The sequence below is a fragment of the Aureimonas fodinaquatilis genome (assembly GCF_008369445.1).
GTDB lineage: Bacteria > Pseudomonadota > Alphaproteobacteria > Rhizobiales > Rhizobiaceae > Aureimonas > Aureimonas fodinaquatilis.
On the sequence record NZ_VTWH01000001.1, the window covers coordinates 1128579 to 1142463 of the forward strand.

Genomic DNA, 13885 nt, shown 5'->3' on the forward strand with positions numbered 1-13885 from the left:
TTTTGCGAGAGCGATATTCATGAGCTACAAAATTGCTGCACTTTATAGATTTGTTTGCGTGTCTGATCTGCCGTCCCTGCGGTCAGAGCTGCTAACCTTGTGCCAAAACAATGAGATATGTGGAACATTGCTCATTGCGCATGAGGGCATCAACGGCACCATTGCCGGCCCGGCAGAGGGGCTTGACCGGGTGGTGGACGCCTTGGATCAACTGTTGGGCATTCGACAGGGTGAGGTGAAGTTCTCCTATGCCGGCCGACGGCCTTTTCGCCGCCTGAAGGTGCGCATCAAGGCAGAGCTGATAACGCTTCGTGCGCCGCAAGCCAACCCTGCTGTGCTGGTTGGCCAATATGTCACTCCGGAAGACTGGAACGCGGTGATCAGCGACCCTGAAACGGTGGTGCTGGATACCCGCAACCGTTATGAAACGAGACTTGGCACATTTGAGCGGGCGATTGATCCCGACATCGACACTTTCACCGAGTTCAAGCAGTATGTAGCGGAAAATCTGGACCCGGCCAAACATCGCAAGGTGGCGATGTTCTGCACAGGCGGCATTCGCTGCGAAAAAGCCTCTGCCTACATGCTGTCGGAAGGGTTTGAGGAAGTGTTTCACCTCAAAGGCGGCATTCTGCAATATCTGGAAGATGTGCCGCAGCAGGAAACGCTCTGGCAGGGCGAATGCTATGTGTTTGATGAGCGGGTGGCTGTCGGGCATGGGCTGGTTGAGTCGACCATGCGCAACTGCTTCGGCTGTGGCGAGGCACTTTCCAAGTCGGATATGTCGCGCCCGGAGTATGAATCCGGTGTTTCCTGCCATCATTGCATAGGCGAATTGACGGAAGAGCGGGCAAAAGGCCTGCGCCAGCGCAATGAAAGTCATCGCGTCGCATAATGTGACTTCTCAGGGCAGGTTTGTTGGCTCATAAATTGCTGCACAGCAACGAGGGCAGTAAAATGAGTGCAGCCGCAAAAACTGGTTATGGGGTTGAGGAGGTGCTGGATCGTGCCGGCACCGGAACTTTCCAGAAGCGGCTGCTCGGAATTTTCGGGCTGGTCTGGGCCGCAGATGCAATGCAGGTCATTGCGGTGGGTTTCAGTGCGCCCTCCATTGCAGCCACCTTTGGCCTGACATTGCCACAGGCCCTGCAGACGGGAACGCTGTTTTTTCTGGGCATGTTGATAGGCGCTTATGCGTTTGGCCGGCTGGCCGATAAATATGGCCGCCGCAGAATTCTGCTTCTAACCGTGGCAGTGGACGCAATTTTCAGTCTTGCTTCGGTTTTTGCTCCAAGTTTCGGCATTCTTCTGGCATTGCGCTTTGTCACCGGTCTTGCGGTCGGCGGCACGTTGCCGGTGGACTATGCCATGATGGCAGAGTTTCTTCCGTCCAGGCGGCGCGGTCGCTGGCTGGTTATGCTGGAAGGGTTCTGGGCGGTGGGCACCGTGGCGGTGGCCGTGGTTGCATGGGCGGCGCATGCTTATGGCGTTATTGACGCCTGGCGGGTCATTTTCTTCGCTACCGCGCTTCCGGCAATCGTTGGAATAGGACTGAGGTTCTGGATTCCCGAGTCTCCACGCTATCTGCTGGCCAATGGCCGAGCGGAAGAGGCAAGAAGCGTTTTCGACAAGGTGCTGACCACCAATGGCAAACCAAAGCTGGATGCGCCCGTGGTGCCGGATCCACAACCGGAAGGCGCAAGATCCAGCATTTTTTCACCAGAGTTCCGGCGCAGAACCATTTTCATTCTGGCAATCTGGCTGCTGGTTTCAACCGCCTATTATGGCGTGTTCACCTGGTTGCCCGGCCGGTTGGCGGGTGAGGGGCTGGGCTTCCTGCGGGGCTATGGTTTCCTCATTCTTGTCGCTCTTGCCCAGATTCCAGGATATGCGCTGGCTGCCTATGGGGTGGAGCGTTGGGGCCGTCGTGAAACGCTGATCGGCTTTTTGCTGCTGTCGACCCTGGGCTGCTTCCTGTTTGCCATATCTCTGAATCCGCAGATTGTGACCTTTGCCATCCTGCTGATGAGCTTTGCTCTGCTGGGCACATGGGGCGCGCTCTACGCCTGGACGCCGGAGCTTTACCCGACGGCCATTCGCGCCACGGGCATGGGCACAGCCGGCGCCATGGCGCGGCTTGGCGGTTTGCTGGCACCCACCGCCATTGCTCCGTTGATTGCTCTGGGCTTTCCGGTGGCTGTGGGCTTTTTCGCCGCTTTGCTGTTCATTGCCATGCTGGCCGCAGCGGCAATCAATTTCGAAACCCGGCAACGGGCCATTTCCTGAAACAGCCCAAATTCGGGCGTTACCGTTGGCTGTAACTGTTTCAGCAAAAATTGCGCTGGCAAAAGCAAACGCCGCGAAGTCTGTGCGACTTCGCGGCGTTTTCATAGCTTTGCGCCGATGTGCTGGCTGTTGGCTCTATTCGTCCAGCAGCAAAGTGCCGGCAACTTCAATGCCAAATCCGGTCAGCCCCACATAAGCGCGTTCATGCGTGGCAAGAATGCGAATGGACCGCACGCCGATATCACGCAGTATCTGTGCGCCAATGCCAACTTCCCGCCAGCGCTGCATGCGCGCACGGGCGCTGCCGTGCTTTTCACCATCCTGCGGTCCATCTGTCAGATCGGCTTCTTCCACGCTTTCGAAGTCGTCCGCTTCTGCCGTGCGCAGCAGCATCAGAATGCCGTTCTGCTGTTCCTGCAATTTATCAACCGCCGCTTCCACCCATGTCGCAGAGTTGCGCCCCCGGCCGAACAGGTCCTTAACCGGCTGTTCGCGGTGAATGCGGGTTGGCACGCCCGACGCGTAGCGCACTTCACCAAACAGCGCGACCACATGCTGCATGTCATCAAATGGCGTTTCGTAAATTCTGACGCGGCCACGCAGTCCGCCGATCACCATTTCCTGTTCCTTGACACAGGTGACAAAGCTTTCGCGACGGATTCGGTAGGAAATCAGGTCTTCAATCGACACGATTTTCAAACCGTGCTCCCGCGCAAAGGGGATGAGCTCCGGCAGCCGCTTGACCGTGCCATCATCATTGACAATTTCGGCCAGCACACCGGCTGGCTCCAGCCCCGCCAGCTTGGCCAGATCCGTGCCTGCCTCGGTATGGCCGGAGCGGGTCAGCACGCCGCCTTCCCGAGAGATCAGCGGAAAAATGTGGCCGGGGCGAAGAAAGTCCTGTCCTGAAACATTGTCGTTGGCCAATGCCCGCGCCGTATTGGCGCGTTCCTCGGCCGAAATTCCGGTTGTCATGCCCACTTTGTAATCCACCGAAACGGTGAATGCCGTGCGCATCGGGTCCAGATTGTTGGCCACCATTGGCGGCAGGTTCAATTTCTGCGCCCGCTCTGCGGTCATTGGTACACAGAGAATACCGCTGGTATGACGAATCATGAAAGCGATCTTCTCGGGTGTCGCCTTGGACGCCGCCATAATGAGGTCGCCCTCATTTTCACGGTCCAGATCATCCACGACAACAACCAGTTCACCCGCTGCTATGGCGGCGATTGCGTCTTCAACCTTATCAAGCTCTGTCGTCATGCTATTCCTATACCTTTTGGGCAAGGGGCACAGCCGTGGTTCAATGCACCGCGCAAAGAGCCGGAAGAATACCGGCACAGGCCACTTGTTCTGCGCCCTCGTAAATCATCTTTATTGCCACGAAAAGGATGATCAGCAGGCCTATCCATGCAATGAAGCGGTATTTGTTCAGCAGGCGGGCGATTAAAGTTGCCATCGCCCCCATCAGAATAACTGAAATAAACAGGCCGAGCACCATGACCCACACATGTTCGCGCGCGGCCCCCGCTACCGCCAGAACATTGTCCAGCGACATGGAAACATCCGCCACAATGATCTGCACAAGCGCCTGACGAAATGTTTTGCGCGGCGCGGCCACGCTGGCATCGGCTTCTTCGCTGCTATCGGCGTGGCGAATTTCGCGGTACATTTTCCAGCAGACCCAAAGCAGCAAAACGCCGCCGGCCAAGGTCAGGCCGATGATGGTCAGGAGTTGCACGGCCACAACAGCGAACAGAACGCGCAGTATGACGGCGCCGCCAATGCCCCAGAAAATGACTTTGCGGCGAATGGAAGGATCCACCCCGGCAGCCGCCATGCCCACGACAACGGCATTGTCGCCCGCCAGCACCAGATCAATGAAAAGCACCTGAATGAGTGCGGCGAATTCCGATGCAAGGACGGCTTCGTTCAAAACATCACCTATATACAGCCAAGGGCGGCTTTACTGGCATTAACACGTTTGTGTGATTGGCATGAACACATAATCACAAGTGCCTCGCGATTTCGTGAGGTTGCAGGGAGTTTTGATCATGGGGCAGAGTTTGCAGGCGATCATCGGCTGGAACGGCGAAGATTTTCTGGCCCGGCAACGCTTGCTGCCTGAAGAAGCCGCAGTTGCGCTGTCCATCAACGGCTCCACCCATGCGGTGATGATGGCGACACCGGCCGACCTTCATGACTTTGCAGTCGGGTTGGCCATGAACGAGCGCATCATAACTTCGCCCGAACAGATTGAGCGGCTGGACATAGAGGAAGCGCCCACTGGTGTGGATTGCCGCCTGTGGCTGGCTGCAGACCTGTCAGCCGGCTATGTGGCGCGCCGCAGACAAATGACCGGTCCAGCAGGTTGTGGTCTGTGTGGTGTGGAGTCTCTGGAACTTGCCAATGTCGCCTTGCCGCAAGTCCATGGCGGGGTGGCACTTACGCCGGAGAAGATCACCCGTGCAATGGCGGCAATGGCTGAGGGGCAGGTGCTGGGGCACCAGACCCGCGCTGTGCATGCCGCGGCTTTCCACCAGCCGGACAGGGGCATGGTGGTGGTTCGCGAGGATGTGGGCCGCCACAATGCCCTTGACAAGGTGGCCGGCCATCTGGCGCGCAATGACATCTCGGCCAATGGTGGTTTTCTGACCATCACCAGCCGTGTGTCTGTGGAGTTGATTCAGAAAGCGGCAATGATGGGATGCGGGCTGATTGCGGCAATTTCCGTGCCGACGCAATTGGCGGTGCAGCTTGCGCACCAGGCCGGCATAACTCTGGTGGCCGTGGTGCGCGGCAGCGAGTTTGAGGTTTTCAGCCATCCGCGGCGAATAGTCGGGGCAGGTGGGCAGGCTTACTCCGAAGCTTCCCAATCTTCTGCAAGATCCTGATGCGCCTCAGCCGCCGGCTGGTGGGTGAAGCCTTCCAGCCCGGCATGCAGGTTTCTGTCCCGCTCAATTTCAACCGGGGCGGTGGCATAGGCGGTCAAAAGCTCGGCCAGTGAGCGAAGCGCGTGCACATGAATTCTTTCCCAGCCATGGGAAGCATCGACACCGAAGGTAACGAGCGCAGTGCGCACATCCGCCCCAGCTTCCACCGCCGATGCGGAATCTGAGCGGTAGTAGCGGAAAATATCCTTCTGATGAACAATCTCTTCCGCCTCGCACAGTCGCACCAGCTTTTTCGTCAGATGGTAGTCAAACGGGCCGGTCTGGTCCGCCATGGCAATGGTGACGCCAAATTCAGACGAGTTCTGGCCGGGGGCTGTGGTGCCATTGTCCACCGTGACCATGGAGGCAACATCCGGTGTCAAGATGGATGATGCGCCAACGCCAACTTCCTCGGCGATGGTGAACAGCCAGTGGATATCCACCGGAGTGGCGGCGTTTGCCCGTTCCAAGGCGTCGATTGCGGCCAGCATGATGGCAACGCCTGCCTTGTCGTCCAGATGGCGAGAAACGATAAAGCCGTTTTCCAGAAATTCGGCCTGAGGATCAATGGCAACAATGTCGCCGATTTCCACGCCAAGCTTGCCAAGGTCGCCAACATTGCGTGCCAGCGCATCCACTCGCAGCTCAACATGCGCCCAGCCAATTGGCTGCGTGTCCACCTCATTATTGAATGTGTGGCCCGATGCCTTGAGCGGCAGAATGGTGCCGCGATAAGAACCCTTGTCGGAAAAAATCGTGGCGCGGGCACCCATGGCGAACAAGGCAGACCATGTACCAATCGGTACCAGTTCCAGCCTGCCATTGGGCTTGATCGCCTTTACCTGCGCACCCAGCGTATCGACATGGCTGACTATGGCACGGGCAGAAGCACGGCGGCTTCCCTGCCGCACCGCACGAATGGCGCCCCGCCTTGTCAACTCCACATGCAGGCCAAGGCGCTGCAACTCTTTGGTGACATGGCGAACAATGGTGTCGGTGTAGCCAGTGGGGCTTTGAATGGCCAGCAGCTGCTTCAACTGGTCTGTAAGGTAATGAATGTCTATGGCGCAGCGGGTCATTTATTCCCCTTCCAGCTTGCGTTGTCGCACTTGCCGGGCAGATGCGGGCACGGACAGAGGGAAGAGCAGATCAACAAACCGCTCGGCGGTGGGCTGCGGTTCGTGATTGGCCAGCCCCGGGCGTTCATTCGCTTCAATGAACACGTAGTCCGGCTGTGTCGGATCCTTGACCATGAAATCTATACCGCTCACCGGAATATCAATTGCGCGCGCGGCAGTAATGGCTGCTTCCACCAGACGTGGGTGAACCATGGCCGTTACATCGTGAATGGTACCACCCGTGTGCAGATTGGCCGTCCCGCGCACTTTAACCTCAACGCCTTCCGGCAGAACAGTATTCAACTCGTAGCCCGCTTTGCGCACTGCACGCGTTGTTTCATCATCCAGCGGAATGCGGCTTTCGCCTCCGGTAGCGGCAGCGCGGCGGCGAGATTGCTGCTCGATCAAACGCCGGATGGTGTGCTTGCCATCACCAATCACCACAGGAGGCCGGCGCAAGGCCGCGGCAACCAGCCGAAAATCAATCACCACCAGCCGCAGGTCCTCACCGGTGAAACAGGCTTCCAGCAAAACATTGTCGCACTGCTTGCGCGCGTTGGTAATTGCGGCGCGGGCATGCTCCAGCGTTTCCACGCCAACCGCAATGCCACGGCCCTGTTCGCCACGCGCTGGCTTGACCACGATGGCGCCATGCTTGCGGATAAACAGCTCTATCTCATCCTCGTCGCCGGTGGCCACAATCTGCTCTGGCACCACCACGCCGGCAGCCTGCACCACACGGCGGGTTACCGCTTTGTCATCGCATATCGACATGGCCACAGCCGAGGTCAGTTCGGTCAGGCTTTCGCGGCAGCGCACCGTTCTGCCGCCGAATGTCAGTCGGAAAAAGCCGCCATCCGCATCCGTCAGTTCCACCAGAATGTTCCGGCGGTGTGCTTCATCCACGATGATGCGGGCATAGGGGTTCAGAGCGGCAAAATCCTCATTGCTTGTAAACAGTTGCTCGTTGATCTGGTTTCTCCGCTTAACGGCAAACATCGGCACGCGGTAAAAGCCCAGCCGCTCATACAGAGCAATGGCCGGTGCATTGTCATGCATGACCGACAGATCCATGTAGGCACGACCTTGCGCCTGAAAATATTCAGCAAGGCGACGCACAAGGGCCTCGCCAATTGCGGGATGCCGCGCCTGCGGATCCACCGCAAGGCACCAGAGGGAAGAACCGTTTTCAGGGTCATTGAACGCCTGACTGTGGTCTATCCCCGTAACGGTACCAACGATCTGCCGGGTCTGCCGGTCTTCAGCCACATAATGGATCAGTGTTTCGCTGTTGCGGCGATCTTTCAGAAAATTCGGGTCAACCATCACCATGCGGCGGCTTTGGTAAATCCGGTTGATGGCCTGAGCGTCCATCAGCGATGACAAGCGCCGGATGGTAAAGCCGCTCTGTCGTGGGCGACTGGGCTGATAGCTTGCCAGATCCAGCCGATAGGTATGCGAGGGGTCAAGAAACAGTTCCTGCGGGGCCTGACCGATCAGCACATGCGGATCGCGCACATAAAACGCAATATCGCGGCGATCCGGCCCTTCTTCCGCAAGGCTGTGGATCAGCGGTTCGGCCTGCTCGAATGTCTGGCCGAAAAACAGATGGCCCCAGCCGCAATCCACAGAGGCGTTCGCGTTGGGCGCCTCGTGGATTGTTTGCGTGTCGTTGCTTGTCATCGGATCAGATCTCCTGTTGCTGCAACCAGAGTTCCAGCAGGGCAACCTGCCAAAGTTCAGATCCGTTCAGTGGGGTTATGTGCTGTTCCGGGCTGGCAAACAGCGTGTCCAGATAAGCCGGCTGGAAAATCTGCCGCTCACGCGCCTTTGTGCTGCCCAATGCATCGCGTGCCATATCCAGATAAGGTCCAGCCAGATATTTCAGCTGCGGCACCGGGAAATAGCCCTTTTTCCGGTCGATCACATCAGCAGGAATAACCAGCCTTGCAGCGTCCTTCAGCACGCCCTTGCCACCCTGACGCAGCTTTTCGCTGGTGGGAATGCGCGCCGCCAGTTCCGCCAGTTCGTGGTCCAGAAATGGCACACGGGCTTCCAGACCCCACGCCATGGTCATATTGTCCACGCGCTTGACAGGGTCATCTACCAGCATGATCTGGCTGTCCAGCCGCAATGCCTTGTTGACCGGGTCTTCTGCTCCCGGCATGGCAAAGTGCCGGGCAACCAGAGCGCGGCTCACATCATCCCCGGCCATCCATTCGGCAGAAAGCTGCTTTTGCAGGGTCGCATGGTTGCGGTCGAAGAATGCACCGGAATAGGCCGCCAGCGGATCGGGCGCGTCCGCCATTGGTGGATACCAGTGATAGCCGCCAAAAATTTCATCTGCACCCTGACCGGACTGCACGACCTTGATGTGTTTGGAAACCTCCCGCGACAGAAGGTAGAAGCCGATATTGTCATAGGACACCATCGGCTCGGACATTGCTGCAATGGCGTCCGGCAGGTGTGATAGCAACTCGCTGCCCGGCACAAATATCTGATGGTGCTTTGTACCGTAGTGGCTGGCAATTCTGTCTGAATAGACGAACTCATTGCCGCATTCGCCATTGGCATCCTCGAAACCAATGGAAAACGTATTCAGGCCAGACTGTCCGGCCTCGGCCAGCAGGCCAACGATCAGCGATGAGTCGACGCCACCGGACAAAAGCACGCCGACCGGCACATCGGCCACCATGCGCCGGGCAACCGCGGCACGCAGGCTTTCCAGCACAGCATCGCGCCAGTCATCGGCGGAAAGCGCCTCATCACCCGGCTGCGGCGCAAATTCTGGCTGCCAGAACACCTCATCGCGGTATGTGCCATCCGGCTCTATTTCGCGGATGGTGGCAGGGGGCAACTTCCGCACGCCCTTCAGAATTGTCAGTGGCGCAGGCACCACGGCATGAAAGCTCATATAATGGTGCAGCGCTTCACGGTCGATGCTGGTATCCACATCTCCTGTCGCCAGAATGGCCTGCAGTGAGGAAGCAAGGTAAAGCCGCTCCGGCGTTTGCGAGATATAGAGCGGTTTGATGCCGAACCGGTCGCGCGCAAGGGTTACCCGCCCACTTTCACGTTCATGAATGGCAAAGGCAAACATGCCTTTGAAACGCTTGACGCAGTGCGGCCCCCAGGCATGAAATGCCTTGATGATCACTTCCGTGTCGCCAGTGGAAAAAAAGCGGTAGCCCTTTGCCTGAAGCTCCGTGCGCAACTCGGGGTAATTATAGATGCAGCCGTTGAAAGCCAGCGTAAGCCCAAGTTCCGGGTCAACCATTGGCTGTTGGGCTTTTTCCGACAAATCGATGATTTTCAACCGTCGATGACCCAGGCCCACAGGCCCGCGCACAACCTGCCCGGAACCATCCGGGCCGCGCCTTGCCAGACAATCGCCCATGCGTTGCAACCGCTCCGGTGAGGCTGGTTTGCCATCGAAGCGGATCTCACCGCAAATACCACACATATAATTTTCCTATGCATTCAATCTTGGGTTGGGGTTGCCCTTCATATGGGGCAGAATGCCGCTATGCCTACCCCGCCACAGGCTTTTGCCGCAGAATGGTGCTTCCATTTGCGCGGCGGCGCGGGCATATGGGGCATGTTGCAACCGCGTGGGAAAGCAAGCATGGCCAATGCAGAACAGGCGCAACCGCGCCAACGTCTGGTTCCGATTGAAACATATCGCACCTATCAGAACGGACAGGATTTTGTGTCTGACTGGGTGCTGGTAGACCAGACGATGATCGACCGTTTTGCGCTGGCAACGCATGATCATCAGTTCATTCATGTTGACCCTGAACGTGCGCGGTCCGAAGGGCCTTACGGCGGAACGGTGGCGCATGGTTTTCTGACCCTGTCGCTCCTGTCTGTGCTGGCCTATGATGCCATGCCCGGTGTCGAGGGCATGAAGGTTGGTGTCAATTACGGTTTCGACAAAGTGCGGTTTGTTGCGCCGGTCAAGTCGGGTGCCAAAGTGCGGGGCCGGTTCAGGCTGGTGGGCATTACCGAGCGGGCGGTTACCATTCAATCTGCATGGGAAGCAGCGATTGAAATTGAGGGCGGGCAAAAACCTGCACTGACTGCAGAATGGATTACAGTCGCTATTATTGACCCTCCGGCTTGAGGACACAGAATTGGAATTTTCAACCGCAATTCAGGGCAGAACACCAGCCGGACAATGGCCCAAAGCAGTGCTGTTTGATCTGGATGGAACGCTGGTCGACTCCATCCCCGACATTCATGAATCCTTAAATGAGGCGATAGCGGGAGATGCCGGGCGCGAATTTTCGGTTGCGGAAGTCACCGGCTTTGTCGGGCAGGGGGTTCAGCGACTTGTTGAGCGGGCTTATGCGGCTCTTGGAAGAAGCCTGGATGTTGCCACACGGGATGCGATGGTGAGCCGCTTTCTGGAGGTTTACGGGCCCCGTGCGACCCGCCTGACCCGGCTGAATGCAGGCGCTCAGGCCACGGTGGAGCGGCTTGCGGCCAATGGCTGTCTTTTGGCGGTCGTAACGAACAAGCCCGGCTCCGAGACTCGCGAGATTCTGGCGCATTTTGGTATCGCTGACGGCATGAATGTGGTGGTGGGCGGTGATGCCGGGCCACCAAAAAAGCCGGAGCCGGACCTTCTGCTGCTGGCTTGCGCAGAATTAAATGTGCAACCGCAGGATGCGCTTTTTGTTGGCGACAGTGAAAATGACGTTGCGGCAGCACGCGCAGCAGGCATGGCAGTTGTGGTGCTGGCTGGTGGATATACGAGCCTTTCGCTGGAAGAGCTTGCAGCCGACGCAGCGTTGCAAAGTCTGGGTGATCTACCGCAGGTTATTGTCATGCTGGCTGCTGCTCGAAGAGAAGCCGCGCTGTAGCGCAGATGAAATTGCATTGACCTGAAAACTTTTGCAAAATCGGCTTGAACCCGGCGCAGTTAGCTAGTATCAGAGCGCCGTTCCGGAAGCTTGAAGTCTTCCGCATATTATGCCGCTTTAGCTCAGTTGGTAGAGCACATCATTCGTAATGATGGGGTCACGTGTTCGAGTCACGTAAGCGGCACCATATGTCATCAAATTATTCAATAATATAAGATACTTAGCGCAGTATCATATTTCTCATCCCTCCGTATGTCCACCTTTCTTTCATTTCTCCGATTGCCGTGGCGATGGTGGTGTGGATGCAACATGAGCCCGTCTGCGACTCAGGCTGTAGGCATCCACTCTCACTTAGACCCGTAGTATTTGTTAGAGCCGGTATCTTCGAACTATGGGTCGGTTCGGTCAGCCGCAGTAGCACGCATCTGAATTTCCGCGCGGGTAATCCTATCGGCCACCAGATCCTTCGCGTCGTTTATCCTTCGTCTTCTAAGAAGCTCGACCAGTTTGAGGTGATCGCTGCGAAGAGCTTGAAGATCGTATTTGTGAGAACGAGTGACATCAGCCATGGCAAGCTGCAATTTGGCAAGCAGTCCCTTGTAAAACTCGACCAAATCCGCGGAGTCAATCAGGCCAACAATCGCTATATGACAGTTGATGTCGTGCCTGACAATCTCACGATGATCTTTAGCCTCAATCGCAACGATCAGCTTGTTAGTTGCTTCAACGAGAGGCTGAAGGGCACTATCCTCTCGTAGTGCAAACGCCGCGACACCGCCTATTTCAAGCAGGCGCCGGGCACGATAGATTTCGCTTATTTTCTCTGAACCCAAGCGGGTTACATAAAGGCTGCGTGTGCTGGTGTTGCGGGTCAGCAGTCCTTCGAGCATCAGCGTGTTAAGCACTTCGCGAACAGTTGCGCGTGAAACGCCCATATCCCGCGCCAGCGCCTCCTCAGTAACCACGTCACCAGGAAGGAGCTTTCGATCGAATATGTCATCGCGCAAAAGCTGAATGCATTGCTCAGAGACGGTCTCACGCTTTATGCGCATGAGTTCTCCATTGTTGTGAGGCAGAAGCTGGTTGCAGCCTTACTGCTCTCCGGGTTTTCTTGGAGTATATGGTTGTCCATAAGTGTTGGCGAGAAGAAAGCGCTCGATCCGGAATTCTTCGAGCGCATCCTGTTTTTCCCCAAAAAGCTCTGCAGTTACTGCGTCTCCCAGATAAGGCGCAAGTGTAACGCCAGAATGTGTCGCGATCACATACAGCCAAGGCGCTTCTGGTGCGGTGCCGGCAATGGTTCTGCCATCATCCGGCATCACGCGCTGGCCAACGACAATATTCTCTATTTTTGCGCCTCCGGTATTGGCGAGAAGTGCGCGCAGACGCGAGAGGAAAGTCTGAGCGAGTTCTGAACAGGGGCCTGGCACATTTCCAGGATCTGCAGTAGCGTCCAGATCAAGTGCCTGCAACATCAAACGCCCGCCTCCCGCTGGGCGGACATTGAGCCAGGGGCTCGTGATCAGGCGAGATAATCGAACTGGGAGCGGGTTGGTGATTGCCAGATAGCCGACAACTATATCGCCAGGCTCAGAGAACTCACGCACAGGGACATTGGCCCCAGCCAGCGCGGCGAATTTCTTTGTCCAGCGGCCGACCGCAGAGACCACCTTGTCAACGGTTATTACAGTGCCATCGGCCAGTCCTATCTCGGCACCTCTTTCGCTCGCCTTCAGTGAGGTCACCGCTACGCCCGTTCTTACCGTAACACCAGCATCACGCGCTTCGCCAATCATCTGGGCGAGATATTTAGCCGGATAAACATATCCTTCTTCTGCATAGTGGGCGATGAGCTGCACACCTTCGGGCAGCGCAAGGTCTGGCAGCAGGCTCTTAGCTTCGTCGCCGGTGAGTTCCCGCACTGCATAATTCCAGCTGCGCAGCCGGGCAATGCGAGCCTCGAGATTGGCGCGGTGATGTTCATCTACCGCCATCTCGACGTGTCCGCCAAGGCCCAGCCATCCACTGTCATCCTTTGGAGAAAGACGTGTGTGTGCCTCAAGTCCTGCACGGTTGATGCGATAATAGGCGGGAGGCTCCTTACCGTTGGAATTGACCCAGGCATAGGAGGTGCTGGTGGTGCCTGACCCTGGTTGGTCCTGGTCGAGCAGAACAACCTGGGCTCCTCTTTGGGCCAGGCGCGCCGCAACGGTAGCGCCGATAACGCCAGCTCCAACCACTGCAATTTTCATTAGCCAAGCTCCTCAATGTCCAAAGTTTGTCGGCAGATAAACACCAAACTGAGCATATCAACAGTCAGACTGTCTTACAACATAAGTTTCAGTTCCTCGAAACTGGCAATTTTTATGTGACCAATAAATGAGCAGTTATTCCCGATGTTTATCTGTTGACCCATCGAAAAGAATATGAATAGATGTCGTCAGACAGACTGACATTATGCCGATGTATTCAGGTTTGGCACAGCGTTTAGATGACGTGGCCGATGGGAGTTCAGGCCATGCACGATGTTCTTCCCGCAGTAGACTTCAATAACTCTGTATGCGCGATCCGCTCTTTTGGACGGATAACGCGTCATCGTGGGTCAATGATCTTAGCAAACCTCTGCATCCAGAGATGCAGCCGGCGGGACGGTTGTTAGTCGTTCGGGCAACAAGCAAGGAAG

12 protein-coding genes and 1 tRNA gene are annotated in these 13885 nt (G+C 56.9%); 6 read left to right on the top strand and 7 right to left on the bottom strand.

The window, feature by feature from the left end; genetic code table 11:
• Positions 1 to 19 precede the first annotated feature (19 nt).
• Together trhO and FPY71_RS05320 are read left to right on the top strand one after the other, a co-directional pair.
• Positions 20 to 895, top strand: coding sequence for an oxygen-dependent tRNA uridine(34) hydroxylase TrhO (gene trhO, locus FPY71_RS05315; protein ID WP_149298281.1), 876 nt, complete (start codon positions 20 to 22; stop codon positions 893 to 895).
• Positions 896 to 957: 62 nt separating this feature from the next.
• A complete protein-coding gene (locus FPY71_RS05320) occupies positions 958 to 2286 on the top strand; it encodes an MFS transporter (RefSeq protein WP_149298283.1) in 1329 nt (442 codons plus the stop codon).
• A 135-nt stretch (positions 2287 to 2421) separates the two neighbouring features.
• Here FPY71_RS05320 and ribB read toward each other — a convergent pair whose 3' ends face one another.
• Together ribB and FPY71_RS05330 are read right to left on the bottom strand one after the other, a co-directional pair.
• Entirely contained in the window at positions 2422 to 3549 is a 1128-nt protein-coding gene (ribB, locus tag FPY71_RS05325) for a 3,4-dihydroxy-2-butanone-4-phosphate synthase (protein WP_149298284.1), read from the bottom strand.
• A 40-nt stretch (positions 3550 to 3589) separates the two neighbouring features.
• Positions 3590 to 4222 (bottom strand): TerC family protein, encoded by a 633-nt coding sequence (locus FPY71_RS05330; protein WP_149298287.1) that lies wholly within the window; start codon positions 4220 to 4222, stop codon positions 3590 to 3592.
• A gap of 118 nt (positions 4223 to 4340) precedes the next feature.
• Between FPY71_RS05330 and fdhD the strand changes: the two genes are divergently transcribed.
• A complete protein-coding gene (gene fdhD, locus FPY71_RS05335) occupies positions 4341 to 5180 on the top strand; it encodes a formate dehydrogenase accessory sulfurtransferase FdhD (RefSeq protein WP_149298289.1) in 840 nt (279 codons plus the stop codon).
• Here the strand turns inward: fdhD and FPY71_RS05340 are convergent.
• From FPY71_RS05340 to FPY71_RS05350, 3 genes are read right to left on the bottom strand one after another with little or no spacing between them, the layout of a single operon-like run.
• A complete protein-coding gene (locus tag FPY71_RS05340; protein ID WP_149298290.1) occupies positions 5144 to 6298 on the bottom strand; it encodes an osmoprotectant NAGGN system M42 family peptidase in 1155 nt (384 codons plus the stop codon). The genes fdhD and FPY71_RS05340 overlap by 37 nt on opposite strands.
• Positions 6299 to 8020, bottom strand: a complete 1722-nt coding sequence (gene ngg / locus FPY71_RS05345; protein WP_149298292.1) for an N-acetylglutaminylglutamine synthetase — start codon at positions 8018 to 8020, stop codon at positions 6299 to 6301.
• Positions 8021 to 8024: 4 nt separating this feature from the next.
• The gene (locus tag FPY71_RS05350) at positions 8025 to 9800 is read right to left on the bottom strand and encodes an N-acetylglutaminylglutamine amidotransferase (RefSeq protein WP_149298294.1); all 1776 of its coding nucleotides are present in this window, start codon (positions 9798 to 9800) and stop codon (positions 8025 to 8027) included.
• A 162-nt stretch (positions 9801 to 9962) separates the two neighbouring features.
• Here FPY71_RS05350 and FPY71_RS05355 point away from each other — a divergent pair, with 162 nt between their 5' ends.
• The 3 genes from FPY71_RS05355 to FPY71_RS05365 all read left to right on the top strand — a co-directional run bounded on the left by FPY71_RS05355 (position 9963) and on the right by FPY71_RS05365 (position 11389).
• On the top strand, positions 9963 to 10460 hold the full coding sequence (locus FPY71_RS05355; RefSeq protein ID WP_149298722.1) for a MaoC family dehydratase: 498 nt from the start codon (positions 9963 to 9965) through the stop codon (positions 10458 to 10460).
• 10 nt (positions 10461 to 10470) lie between these two features.
• Positions 10471 to 11202, top strand: a complete 732-nt coding sequence (gph, locus tag FPY71_RS05360) for a phosphoglycolate phosphatase (protein WP_246160136.1) — start codon at positions 10471 to 10473, stop codon at positions 11200 to 11202.
• A 111-nt stretch (positions 11203 to 11313) separates the two neighbouring features.
• Positions 11314 to 11389 (top strand) — tRNA-Thr (locus FPY71_RS05365).
• A gap of 202 nt (positions 11390 to 11591) precedes the next feature.
• Here FPY71_RS05365 and FPY71_RS05370 read toward each other — a convergent pair.
• Together FPY71_RS05370 and FPY71_RS05375 are read right to left on the bottom strand one after the other, a co-directional pair.
• Positions 11592 to 12254 carry a GntR family transcriptional regulator gene (locus FPY71_RS05370; protein WP_149298296.1) on the bottom strand — a complete coding sequence of 221 codons (663 nt, stop codon included), beginning with the start codon at positions 12252 to 12254 and terminating at the stop codon, positions 11592 to 11594.
• Positions 12255 to 12293: 39 nt separating this feature from the next.
• On the bottom strand, positions 12294 to 13454 hold the full coding sequence (locus FPY71_RS05375) for an NAD(P)/FAD-dependent oxidoreductase (RefSeq protein WP_149298298.1): 1161 nt from the start codon (positions 13452 to 13454) through the stop codon (positions 12294 to 12296).
• Between the last annotated feature and the right edge of the window lie 431 nt (positions 13455 to 13885).

Coding starts and splice junctions, on each gene's coding strand:
- trhO (WP_149298281.1), top strand. CDS start 20: ATGAGCTACAAAATTGCTGCACTTTATAGATTTGTTTGCGTGTCTGAT.
- FPY71_RS05320 (WP_149298283.1), top strand. CDS start 958: ATGAGTGCAGCCGCAAAAACTGGTTATGGGGTTGAGGAGGTGCTGGAT.
- ribB (WP_149298284.1), bottom strand. CDS start 3,549: ATGACGACAGAGCTTGATAAGGTTGAAGACGCAATCGCCGCCATAGCA.
- fdhD (WP_149298289.1), top strand. CDS start 4,341: ATGGGGCAGAGTTTGCAGGCGATCATCGGCTGGAACGGCGAAGATTTT.
- FPY71_RS05340 (WP_149298290.1), bottom strand. CDS start 6,298: ATGACCCGCTGCGCCATAGACATTCATTACCTTACAGACCAGTTGAAG.
- ngg (WP_149298292.1), bottom strand. CDS start 8,020: ATGACAAGCAACGACACGCAAACAATCCACGAGGCGCCCAACGCGAAC.
- FPY71_RS05350 (WP_149298294.1), bottom strand. CDS start 9,800: ATGTGTGGTATTTGCGGTGAGATCCGCTTCGATGGCAAACCAGCCTCA.
- FPY71_RS05355 (WP_149298722.1), top strand. CDS start 9,963: ATGGCCAATGCAGAACAGGCGCAACCGCGCCAACGTCTGGTTCCGATT.
- FPY71_RS05370 (WP_149298296.1), bottom strand. CDS start 12,254: ATGCGCATAAAGCGTGAGACCGTCTCTGAGCAATGCATTCAGCTTTTG.
- FPY71_RS05375 (WP_149298298.1), bottom strand. CDS start 13,454: ATGAAAATTGCAGTGGTTGGAGCTGGCGTTATCGGCGCTACCGTTGCG.